The organism is Saccharopolyspora sp. NPDC050389 (genome assembly GCF_040655595.1).
In the GTDB taxonomy this organism is placed as follows: Bacteria; Actinomycetota; Actinomycetes; order Mycobacteriales; family Pseudonocardiaceae; genus Saccharopolyspora.
In genome coordinates this window covers 38,798-45,008 of sequence record NZ_JBFAKG010000077.1, presented here as the reverse complement: position 1 = coordinate 45,008, position 6,211 = coordinate 38,798, and the positions used below count along the sequence as shown (strand labels likewise).

5 protein-coding genes and 1 pseudogene are annotated in these 6,211 nt (G+C 67.5%); 5 read left to right on the top strand and 1 reads right to left on the bottom strand.

The window, feature by feature from the left end:
- Positions 1 to 307 precede the first annotated feature (307 nt).
- The 3 genes from AB0I53_RS36620 to AB0I53_RS36610 all read left to right on the top strand — a co-directional run bounded on the left by AB0I53_RS36620 (position 308) and on the right by AB0I53_RS36610 (position 4,637).
- Positions 308 to 802 (top strand): VTT domain-containing protein, encoded by a 495-nt coding sequence (locus AB0I53_RS36620; protein WP_358613367.1) that lies wholly within the window; start codon positions 308 to 310, stop codon positions 800 to 802.
- Between the two features lie 71 nt (positions 803 to 873).
- Positions 874 to 2,985, top strand: coding sequence for a catalase (locus AB0I53_RS36615; protein ID WP_358613365.1), 2,112 nt, complete (start codon positions 874 to 876; stop codon positions 2,983 to 2,985).
- A 203-nt stretch (positions 2,986 to 3,188) separates the two neighbouring features.
- The gene (locus AB0I53_RS36610) at positions 3,189 to 4,637 is read left to right on the top strand and encodes an amino acid permease (protein WP_358613363.1); all 1,449 of its coding nucleotides are present in this window, start codon (positions 3,189 to 3,191) and stop codon (positions 4,635 to 4,637) included.
- Between the two features lie 60 nt (positions 4,638 to 4,697).
- On the opposite strand, the gene AB0I53_RS36605 is transcribed toward AB0I53_RS36610, so the two are convergent.
- On the bottom strand, positions 4,698 to 4,844 hold the full coding sequence (locus AB0I53_RS36605; RefSeq protein ID WP_358613361.1) for a hypothetical protein: 147 nt from the start codon (positions 4,842 to 4,844) through the stop codon (positions 4,698 to 4,700).
- A 212-nt stretch (positions 4,845 to 5,056) separates the two neighbouring features.
- On the opposite strand from AB0I53_RS36605, the pseudogene AB0I53_RS36600 reads away from it, so the two are divergent.
- Positions 5,057 to 5,922: pseudogene (locus AB0I53_RS36600) on the top strand (helix-turn-helix transcriptional regulator).
- Positions 5,923 to 5,924: 2 nt separating this feature from the next.
- Positions 5,925 to 6,113, top strand: coding sequence for a DUF397 domain-containing protein (locus AB0I53_RS36595; protein WP_358613359.1), 189 nt, complete (start codon positions 5,925 to 5,927; stop codon positions 6,111 to 6,113).
- Positions 6,114 to 6,211: the final 98 nt, after the last annotated feature.

Below are 6,211 nucleotides of genomic sequence, written 5' to 3'. Positions count from 1 at the left end.
TGATGCAGCCCTCGATCAGCGAGTGCGGATCGGCCATCATCAGCGGGATGTCCTTGCAGGTCCCCGGCTCGCCCTCGTCGGCGCCGAGAAATTGACCGTCACCCGGGTGAACGTCAATTTCTCGGGAAATTGCGCAATCCCCGGGTGAGCGGAGGTCTCGGCGGATGCTGCGGGAGGGCACCCGGTCAGGGGTCGGCGGGGGCCGGGCCGGTAGGCTCGGGCGGGCCTGTTTCAGCAGCTACGGAGCTTTCGACTTGATCCACCATCCCGGTTCGCAGCACAGGCCTGCCGTCGGCCGGGTGATCAGATGATCGGGTGGCTGCTGGCCACCGCGGGCACCGCCGCGCTCGGCAGCGTGTTCCCGCTGGTCAACATCGAGCTCTACCTGCTCGGCGTGGTCTCCACCGTGGACGGCGTCAGCTGGTGGGCGTTCGGGCTGGCCGCGGCCGTCGGGCAGGTCGCCGGGAAGACGTTGTTCTACCTGGCGGGCAAGGGCAGCTTCGCGCTCGGCGAGCGGTTGCGCAAGCGCGTCGAGACCAAGCGGCGCGGCCGGTGGGCCGGGTGGATCGAGAAGTTCCACCGGCGGACCGAGGAGCGCCCGTGGTGGGGCCTGGGCGTGCTGTGCCTCAGCGCCGTTCCCGGCATCCCGCCCTACAGCCTGATGTGCTTCCTCTCCGGCGCGGCCGGCATTCCGCTGGTGGGTTTCCTGCTCGCGAGCCTCGTCGGCCGGTCGCTGCACTTCCTGATCGTCGCCGGCGCGCCGGAGCTGCTGCACTGGCTGCCCGCCGCGCTGGGCTCGTAACCGGCGAATACCGGTCCGGGCGGCCGGGAACCCCTTGGGGCGATTAGCCGACACCGAGGGGAGCCAGCCGAATGGCCACCGATGGGCACGACGCCAAGCAACGACAGCTCGACCAGGTCCGCCAGGACCTGACCGACACCAGCCTGACCACCCAGCAGGGCGTGCGCGTCGACCACACCGACGACGCGCTGAGCGCCGGTGAACGCGGCCCGACGCTGTTGGAGGACTTCCAGGCCCGCGAGAAGATCACCCACTTCGACCACGAGCGGATCCCGGAGCGCGTGGTGCACGCGCGCGGCGCGGGCGCCTACGGGCACTTCCAGCCCTACGACGACAACGGCCTCGCCGACCTCACCACCGCGCGGTTCCTGACCGACCCGAACCGACGCACTCCGGTCTTCGTGCGGTTCTCCACCGTCGCGGGCTCGCGCGGCTCCGCCGACACGGTGCGGGACGTGCGCGGATTCGCCACGAAGTTCTACACCGACGAGGGCAACTACGACCTCGTCGGCAACAACATGCCGGTGTTCTTCATCCAGGACGGCATCAAGTTCCCCGACTTCGTGCACGCGGTGAAGCCCGAGCCGGACAACGAGATGCCGCAGGCCGCGTCGGCGCACGACACGTTCTGGGACTTCGTCGGGCTGCAGCCGGAAACGCTGCACATGGTCATGTGGTTGATGTCCGATCGCGCGCTGCCGCGCAGCTACCGGATGATGCAGGGCTTCGGGGTGCACACCTTCCGGCTGGTCGACGCGCAGGGCCGCGGCACGTTCGTGAAGTTCCACTGGAAACCGCTGCTGGGCAGCCATTCGCTGGTGTGGGACGAGTGCCAGAAGATCGCCGGCAAGGATCCCGACTACAACCGCCGCGACCTGTGGGAGTCGATCGAGGCCGGGCAGTTCCCGGAGTACGAGCTGGGCGTGCAGCTGGTCGAGGAGTCCCAGGAGTTCGACTTCGACTTCGATCTGCTCGACGCCACCAAGATCATCCCGGAGGAGGTGGTGCCGGTGCGGCCGGTGGGCAAGATGGCGCTGGACCGCAACCCGGACAACTTCTTCGCCGAGACCGAGCAGGTCGCCTTCCACACCGCCAACGTGGTGCCGGGCATCGACTTCACCAACGACCCGCTGCTGCAGGCCCGCAACTTCTCCTACCTGGACACCCAGCTGATCCGGCTGGGCGGCCCGAACTTCGCGCAGCTGCCGGTGAACCGCCCGGTGGCCGAGGTCGCCAACAACCAGCGGGACGGCTACGGCCAGCAGACCATCCACAGAGGACGGACCAGCTACTTCAAGAACAGCCTCGGCGGCGGCTGCCCGGCACTGGCCGACGAGGGCGCCTTCTCGCACTACCAGGAGAAGGTCGAGGGGCACAAGATCCGCAAGCGCAGCGAGAGCTTCAAGGACTTCTACGGCCAGGCCACGCTGTTCTGGAACAGCATGGCGCCCTGGGAGAAGGAGCACATCGTCGCGGCGTTCCGCTTCGAACTCGGCAAGGTCGACCACCAGCACGTCCGCGACACCGTGGTGCAGCAGATCGAGCAGATCGACCACGAGCTGGCCGTGGCGGTGGCCGAAGGAGTCGGAGTGGCGGCCCCCAGCGGCGGCGGGCCCAACCACGGCCGCAGCTCCCCCGCGCTGAGCCTGACGAACCAGGGCGCCGACACGATCGCAACCCGCCGCGTCGCGGTGCTGGTCGCCGACGGCGTGGACGCCACCGAGGTCACGCAGATCCGGCGCGAGCTGTCCGAGCGCGGCGCGATGGCGGAGGTCCTCGGCCTGCGCGACGGCAAGGTCCGCAGCGCCGACGATGACGAAGTGCCGGTCGACCGCGCCATGAACACGATGGGCTCGGTGCTCTACGACGGCGTGATCGTGCCAGGCGGCGCGGACAGCGTCCGTGCGCTCTCCGGCGACGGCTTCGCCGTGCACTTCGTGGCCGAGGCCTACAAGCACAACAAGCCGGTGGCGGCCAGCGACGAGGGCATGGAGCTGCTGCAACGGGCCGGGATCTCGGAGGCCCGCAAGCCCAGCGGCACCAACGGCGTGGTGACCGAGCTCGGCGTGATCACCGCGGCGCACACCGGCGGCGCACTGCCGGAGGGATTCATCGAGGAGTTCGCCGCAACCCTCGGCAAGCACCGCGCGTGGGAGCGGGACACCTCGGCGGTGCCCGCCTGATCGGCACCGAACCAGGTGCCGTTTTCGCGCGAAAACGGCACCCGGCGTGGATGGGGCGCGATGACTTCACGCGAAAACGCCGCCCGGTTTCTTCCGATTCGTCTGGATTTCACGACGGCGGCGATAACTTTTCGTGCTCATGTGAACACTGATGGCGAGGGTTCGCTGGGCGTTGGCGCGGGAGTCATCTACCGTGCCAGCCTGTGAGCGTCTTTCGAACAATGCCCGTCGAGGACGTCCTGACCCGCGGCGAGCGCAGCGGCCTGATCCGCCGGCTCTCCGGCCGCGACCTGGTCGGCTTCGGCATCGGCATCATCATCGGCACCGGCGTCTTCACGCTGGCCGGGATCGAGGCCAAGGAGCACGCCGGGCCCTCGGTGGTGCTGTCGTTCGTGGTCGGCGGCATCGTCGCGGCACTGGCCGCGCTCGCCTACGCCGAGCTCGCCTCGGCGGTGCCGACCGCGGGCAGCGCCTACACCTACGGCTACGCCACGCTGGGCGAGCTGTTCGCCTGGATCATCGGCTGGGACCTGCTGCTGGAGTTCGCGCTCGGCGCGGCCGTGGTCTCGCGCAGCTGGTCGGGCTACGTCTCGAACCTGCTCGGCCTGCCGCCGGAGTGGTTCGGCGAGGACGCCACGGTGAACGTCGGCGCGATCCTGATCATCGCGATCCTCACCGTCATCGCGGTGATCGGCATCCGCGAATCGTCGTGGGTGACCAACGCGCTGGTCGTGGTCAAGGTCGCGGTGTGCGTGCTGGTGATCGTCGCGGGCCTGTTCTTCTTCAACGGAGCGAACCTCACGCCGTTCATCCCGCCGGCCCAGCCTGCCCCGGCCTCCGCGAGCGGGCTGGAACAGCCGCTGCTGCAGGCGGCGCTGGGCATGGAGCAGTCGATGTACGGCATCGGCGGCATGTTCACCGCGGCGGCGGTCGTGTTCTTCGCCTACACCGGCTTCGAGGCGCTGGCCAACCTCGGCGAGGAGACCAAGCACCCCAAGCGCGATCTGCCCGTCGGGCTGCTCGGCAGCCTGATCGTGTGCACCGTGCTGTACGTGGCGGTCGCGGTCGTGCTCACCGCGATGGTCGACTATCGGCAGATCGACGAGGCCGCCCCGCTGGCGGCGGCGTTCCAGTCCGTCGGCCAGCCGTGGGTGGCGGCGCTGATCGCGCTGGGCGCGGTAACCGGGCTGACCTCGGTGATGATGGTCGAGCTGGTCACCATCGGCCGCATCGGTTTCGCGATGAGCCGCGACGGCCTGCTGCCGCCGAAGCTCTCCCAGGTGCACCCGAAGTGGGGCACGCCGCACCGGATGACCATCGGCGGCGCGGTGGTGATCATGCTGCTGGCCGGGTTCATCCCGATCTCGGAGCTGGCGGACATGGTCAGCATCGGAGCGCTGTCCGGCTTCGTCATCGTCGCGATCGCGGTGCCGGTGCTGCGCCGCCGCAAGCCGGACCTGCACCGCCCGTTCAAGATGCCGCTGTCGCCGGTGCTGCCGATCATCACGGCCCTGGCGTGCCTGTACCTGATGTCCAACCTGGACCTGATCACCTGGCTCCGCTTCGGAGCGTGGCTGGTGCTGGGCCTGGCGATCTACTTCCTCTACGGCCACCGCCACGCCCGCCTGGCCGACCCATCCCGTTCGAAGTGAAGGGCGCCTTCGACCGGAGAAGCCGACCAAGATGCCCTTCACCACTTCGAACAGCGCGCTTCAGGCCGCGGCGAGCTCCTCGATCGCCTTCGCGCCGAGGGAGATCAGCGCGGCGAGGTTCTTCCGGCCAATGCTGAGGACGTACTCGCTGTTCCGTCCACAGTAGAGAACCACGAGATCGTTGAGCCGATCGATCTCGTACCGCATCGGGCACCTCGTCCTCCATCTCCACGAACGAGTCGATGGATATCCCGGAGTAGTGCAACAGGGCCATGCTCCCGACCTTCCTCAGTGGACGACTAGGGTGACTGCTTGCAACCAGACCGTCGCCAAGCGCGACTGTCGCGTTTAAGATTAGGGCGACCGTCGCGTTTAGGCCATGTCCCTGATCGGGTATTTCGAGATCGTGGAGGTCGTCGATGGCGCGAGCCCGCCAAACCCTGGAGCGACGGCAACTCGGCCTGGCACTGCGCCGAATCCGCGAAGAATCCGGCAAGACCCAGCAAGCGGCGGCCGAAGCGATCGGCCGAGTCCGCTCCCGCATCGTCGAGCTCGAAGACGGCAAGGGCACGCTGAGCCGAGAAGATCTTGTCGGTCTCCTGGACTTCTACGGCATATCCGGAGACGAGCGCGAAACGGTGCTCGCCCTCGGCGCGCAGGCACGCAAGCGCCAACGAGGCCGCACCTACACGGACCTGCTCCCCGGAGCCTTCCAACGCTTCGCAGACCTCGAAGCCAGCGCCACCGAGATCAGCAGCTACGAGTGCGGAATGGTGCCAGGGCTGTTGCAAACACCCGGGTACGTCCAAGCCCTGATCAACGAAGGCGACGGGATCTGGTGGGATTCATCAGAAGCCGAGCTGGAGCAGCGCGTAGCGTTCCGCCTTGATCGTCAGCAACGAACCCTGAGCACGTCAACGGGCAAGAAGATGGCTTTCATACTCACCGAAGAGTCACTTCGAGCACGGGTCGGAGACCCGGAAGTCAGGGCGAGCAGCTAGCACACCTGCTCGCCCTGATTGACGAACGCGACGGCTTGACCATCCAAATCCTATCTCCCGAAAGCTATCTGAATCCGGCGCGCGGAGGCGGTTTCACGCTGTTCGAGTTCGCCGGTCAGGGCTCTCCGGTGGCGTTCGCGAACGTGGTTTACGGGCCCTCCACCTACTTCCACGACGAAGCCGATACTGCGACGATGTTTCGTGTCTTCCGGCGGCTCCACGAGCTCGCCTTGGGTCCGCAGGAGTCGCGACAACTGATCGACGGAATCTTGAAGGATGGCTGACCATGCCACGGCTTGCGTGGGACACCGGTTGGTTCAAGAGCTCGAGGAGCGCCGCAGCAAGTGACAACTGCGTCGAAGTCCGGTTGCTCACCGGCTCCGTTTGCGTACGGGACTCGAAGGCTCCCGAGGACGGCGTGCTGACCTTCGGCTCCGCCGCTTGGAGCATTTTCCTGGACTCCTTAAAGCCGTGACGTTGCCGCTGGTCCGGGGCCGTGAGTCTTTTGGGCTGCCAATAGGGGCCCAAACAAAAACCGGCCCAGGGCAGCGGGGGACACGGGGGGTTTGGAGA

Excerpts from the sequence above, each read along its gene's own strand:
- AB0I53_RS36620 (WP_358613367.1), top strand. The coding sequence starts at position 308 with ATGATCGGGTGGCTGCTGGCCACCGCGGGCACCGCCGCGCTCGGCAGC.
- AB0I53_RS36595 (WP_358613359.1), top strand. The coding sequence starts at position 5,925 with ATGCCACGGCTTGCGTGGGACACCGGTTGGTTCAAGAGCTCGAGGAGC.
- AB0I53_RS36615 (WP_358613365.1), top strand. The coding sequence starts at position 874 with ATGGCCACCGATGGGCACGACGCCAAGCAACGACAGCTCGACCAGGTC.
- AB0I53_RS36605 (WP_358613361.1), bottom strand. The coding sequence starts at position 4,844 with ATGCGGTACGAGATCGATCGGCTCAACGATCTCGTGGTTCTCTACTGT.